This window comes from Lentzea aerocolonigenes (assembly GCF_000955955.1).
In the GTDB taxonomy this organism is placed as follows: Bacteria; Actinomycetota; Actinomycetes; order Mycobacteriales; family Pseudonocardiaceae; genus Lentzea; species Lentzea aerocolonigenes_A.
Genome location: NZ_JYJG01000467.1, coordinates 1 through 4,002, shown reverse-complemented (window position 1 = coordinate 4,002; position 4,002 = coordinate 1). Strand labels below are relative to the sequence as shown.

General features: G+C 69.8%; 5 protein-coding genes. 1 reads left to right on the top strand and 4 read right to left on the bottom strand.

Going from position 1 to position 4,002, the window contains the following annotated elements:
- Positions 1-28: 28 nt before the first annotated feature.
- Together UK23_RS43795 and UK23_RS43790 are read right to left on the bottom strand one after the other, a co-directional pair.
- Positions 29-1,225, bottom strand: a complete 1,197-nt coding sequence (locus UK23_RS43795; protein WP_156213823.1) for an SPFH domain-containing protein — start codon at positions 1,223-1,225, stop codon at positions 29-31.
- A gap of 31 nt (positions 1,226-1,256) precedes the next feature.
- Positions 1,257-1,682, bottom strand: coding sequence for an NfeD family protein (locus UK23_RS43790; protein ID WP_045317742.1), 426 nt, complete (start codon positions 1,680-1,682; stop codon positions 1,257-1,259).
- A gap of 151 nt (positions 1,683-1,833) precedes the next feature.
- Here UK23_RS43790 and UK23_RS43785 point away from each other — a divergent pair, with 151 nt between their 5' ends.
- Positions 1,834-2,418, top strand: coding sequence for a dihydrofolate reductase family protein (locus UK23_RS43785; RefSeq protein WP_045317741.1), 585 nt, complete (start codon positions 1,834-1,836; stop codon positions 2,416-2,418).
- On the opposite strand, the gene UK23_RS43780 is transcribed toward UK23_RS43785, so the two are convergent.
- Together UK23_RS43780 and UK23_RS43775 are read right to left on the bottom strand one after the other, a co-directional pair.
- Positions 2,399-3,205, bottom strand: coding sequence for a DUF3097 domain-containing protein (locus tag UK23_RS43780; RefSeq protein ID WP_045317740.1), 807 nt, complete (start codon positions 3,203-3,205; stop codon positions 2,399-2,401). The genes UK23_RS43785 and UK23_RS43780 overlap by 20 nt on opposite strands.
- Positions 3,206-3,215: 10 nt before the next feature.
- Positions 3,216-3,929 (bottom strand): aminoglycoside phosphotransferase family protein, encoded by a 714-nt coding sequence (locus UK23_RS43775; RefSeq protein ID WP_156213822.1) that lies wholly within the window; start codon positions 3,927-3,929, stop codon positions 3,216-3,218.
- Between the last annotated feature and the right edge of the window lie 73 nt (positions 3,930-4,002).

The following is a 4,002-nucleotide window of genomic DNA, read 5'->3' as shown; positions in this document are numbered from 1 at the left end:
CCTTCATCGTGTGCGGAGGGTGGTGTTCCTAGATCTGGTCGTCGGGCTGGTGCAGTGAGCGCGGCTGGTCGGCCTCCAGCTCGGGCAGCGACGACGCGGCGGAGACCGACCGCGGCGAGCTGAGCGGTCCGGGGACCTCCTGGCGTGCCACGGCCTCCGCGGCGGCGACGGCCTCGGCGACCTTCGGGTCGGACTTGAGGTCGAACCAGGCGGCGACGCCGTCGTCCTCGTCCTCCGGCCGCGACAGCTCTCCCTCTTCGGCGGCCGGCGGCTCGTAGCGGAACACGCCGTCCTCGCCCGGCGCGCCGAGCATGCGTGCGAAGCCTTCCAGCGCCTTGCCGTAGTCGCTGGGGATCATCCACACCTTGTTCGCGTCGCCCTGTGCCATCTGCGGCAGGGTCTGCAGGTACTGGTAGGCCAGCACCTCCGGGGTGGGCTTGCCCGCCTTGATCGCGGCGAAGATCTTCTCGATGGCCTTGGCCTGGCCCTGTGCCTGCAGGTAGCGGGCGGCGCGTTCACCCTGCGCGCGCAGGATCTGCGACTGCCGCTCACCCTCGGCGGACAGGATCGCCGCCTGCTTGCCACCCTCGGCGGCGAGGATCTGCGACTGCTTCTGCCCCTCGGCCGTCTTGATGGACGACTCCCGCTGGCCCTCGGCGGTGAGGATCATGGCGCGCTTCTCGCGGTCGGCGCGCATCTGCTTCTCCATCGAGTCCTGAATGGACGGTGGAGGGTCGATGGACTTCAGCTCGACGCGGGCGACGCGCAGGCCCCACCGGCCGGTCGCCTCGTCCAGCACCCCGCGCAGCTGACCGTTGATGTGGTCACGCGAGGTCAGCGTCTCCTCGAGGCTCATGCCACCGACGAGGTTGCGCAGCGTCGTGATCGTGAGCTGCTCGACACCGACGATGTAGTTCGAGATCTCGTACACCGCGCTGCGCGGGTCGGTGACCTGGAAGTACACGACCGTGTCGATGGAGACCGTCAGGTTGTCCTGGGTGATCACCGGCTGCGGCGGGAACGACACGACCTGCTCGCGCAGGTCGATGCGGGCCCGCACCTTGTCGATGAACGGCACGATGATGTTCAGGCCGGGTGCCGCTGTGTTGCGGAAGCGGCCGAGGCGTTCGATGACGGCGGCCTGCGCCTGCGGGATGACCAGCACCGACTTGACGGCGATGGTCAGCACGAAGATCGCGATTACGGCCACGACCACAAGGGTGATCGGGTCCAACTCGGTTCACATCCTTCTGGGTTCACACAGCCGCGATGACCACGGCGGTCGCTCCCGAGATCTCGACAACGGTGACGGCTTCGCCTTCTTCGATCACGGACCCGTCGAGGGTGCGCGCGCTCCAGGTGTCGCCGCCGATCTTGATCTGCCCGCCGTGCTCGTGCACCTGCGACACGGCGACGGCCTTGGCGCCCAGCAGTGCCTCGTGGTGCATCTTGATCCCCGAGCCGAGCTGCAGCCGCTTCTTCACGAACGGCCGGGCCCCGACGATCAGGCCGACCGACGACGCCGCGAACACGAGCACGCTCACCAGGTCGGCGGCACCCAGTGCGGACACGCCCGCCGCGGCCAGCGCGGCGGCGCCGAGCATCACCAGCACGAAGTCACCGGAGAGAACCTCGGCGACGACGAGGAGTATCCCGACGATCAGCCAGATCAGCGCGGCCATGCGCCCATACATACACCAACGGGGAGCACCCGGCTCCGAGATTCACCGTGCTGGGCCCCGGACCGTGACGAAATCGATCAATCGGCGGTGTCGAAACCCGGTGCGGCCGTTCGTGTGAGAGGTGACAGCGGCTCTGGAGGGACGAGGGGTGATGGCGGTGTCGATCTCCGCGACGATGTTGATGACGCTCGACGGTGTGGTGCAGGCACCGGGACGTGCCGACGAGGACACCGGCGGCGGTTTCGCTTTCGGCGGGTGGGCCGCCGTCTACAGCGACGAGGTGCTGGCGGCCGAGATGGGCAAGGGCATGGCGCACGCCGGGGCGATGGTGTTCGGGCGGCGGACCTGGCAGGACTTCATCACGGCGTGGGCGTCGGCGACCGACGGCAACCCGTTCACCACGCACATGAACGCGGCCACCAAGTACGTGGTCTCCCGCAGCCTGACCGATGCGTGCGCGTGGGAGAACTCGGTGCTGCTGCGCGGGATCGACGACGTGGCCGCGCTGGACGGCCCGTTGTCGATCGTCGGCAGCGCGGCGCTGGTGCGGTCGCTGCACGCGGCCGGGCTGGTCGACCACTACACGCTGGTGATCCACCCGCTGACGCTGGGCAGCGGCGCGCGGCTGTTCTCCTCGCCCGCGCCGATGACGGAGTTCTCGCTGACCGGCAGCGTGACGACCACGAAGGGCGTGATCGTCGCGCACTACGCGCGGGTCAGTCCTGGGGCACGGTGACGAAGTCGATCAGCCGCTCGACCGCGCCGAGCAGGTCGGACTCGACGTCGCGGTAGCTGCTGACCGCGCCGAGCACGCGCTGCCAGCCCTGCCAGGTCTCGCCCCAGCCGAGCTGTGCGCAGACGCCTTCCTTCCAGGGGATGCCCCGCGGGATCACCGGCCAGGCCTTGATCTTGACCGCCCTGGGCTTCACGGCCTGCCAGATGTCGACGTACGGGTGCCCGGTGACCAGGACGTTGGCGTCGTGGATCTGGTCGACGACGCGCTGTTCCTTGGAGTTCGCGACGAGGTGGTCGACCAGCACGCCGAGGCGGCGGTTCGGGGCGGTGCCGAACTCGGCGATGCGGGCGGGCAGCTCGTCGACGCCGTCGAGCGGTTCCACGACGATGCCCTCGACCCGCAGGTCGTGGCCCCACACGCGTTCGACCAGTTCGGCGTCGTGCTTGCCCTCGACCCAGATGCGGCTGGCCTTGGCGGTCTGGGCGCGCAGTCCCTCGACCTTCACCGAACCCGAGGCGCTGATCTTCGCTTGCTGGGGCCGGGGCGCGGGTTTGACGAGGGTGACGGGCTCGCCGTCGAGCAGGAACCCGGCCGGGTTGAGCGGGAAGAGGCGGTGCCGGCCGTGGCGGTCCTCCAGCACGACCTGGCCGTACTCGAACTTCACGACGGCGCCGCAGAAGCCGCTCGCGGGGTCCTCGACGACGAGGCCTGGTTCGGCCGGGATCTCCCGCACCTTCTTGCGCTTCGGGGTGTTCAGGATGTCGCGGCCGTAGTCGTGAGATCGCACGGCTGCGACCCTAGCCGTAGAAGGGTTTGAAGGCGCTCAGCCACTCGTGCACGCGGTCCAGGTCGACGTCGGCGCCGTGCAGGTCGTATCCGCCGTGCACGAAGTCCATCCAGTCGGACGCCGGGTCGCCGACGCACGCGCGCGGGTCGATCGCGACGGGGCCGTGCGGGCCTTGCAGGACGTTGCCGGGGTGCATGTCTCCGTGCAGCAGCACGGGTTTGACGTTGTCCTCGGCCAGTTTGCGGGCGCGGTGGTGCTCGCTGGCGTAGTAGGTGCCGGTGCGGCGGGTCAGGACGGTCTCGAAGAGGAAGTCGACGCGCGCCTTCAACGGCGGGAAGCCGGCCGGGTTCGCGGCGTGCAGGGACGGCACCACCAGCGCGGGGTCGGTGGCCCGGGTGCCGGGGTCGATGCGCTGCAGCAGCAGGGCGCCGCGGGCGAGGTCGGTGTCGAGGAGGCCGACCATCGCGGGGGTGTCGGCCCAGGCGGTCAGCGCGCGGGTTTCGAGGGCGGCGATGTCGTGGTCCGGGGTCACCTTCAGCACCGCGTCGGTGCACAGGAAGGTCGCGCCGGATCCGCCGGGCATGAGCGTGACGAGGGTGAGGCCCCAGCGGGCGGTGAGGGCGGCGACCAGGTCGGGCAGCGCGTCGATCCACCCGGTCACGTCGTCACCGAATCGTCTGATGAGCCTCGATCTGGCCGCGTCGTCGATCAGTGGGTCGATCACCCGGCTCAGGCTAGTGGCGTGGCCCGGGACGTTGCCGGGGAATTCGCGGTCAGGCGGACGGATCGTGGTGCCG

Coding starts and splice junctions, on each gene's coding strand:
- UK23_RS43790 (WP_045317742.1), bottom strand. CDS start 1,682: ATGGCCGCGCTGATCTGGCTGATCGTCGGGATACTCCTCGTCGTCGCC.
- UK23_RS43785 (WP_045317741.1), top strand. CDS start 1,834: ATGGCGGTGTCGATCTCCGCGACGATGTTGATGACGCTCGACGGTGTG.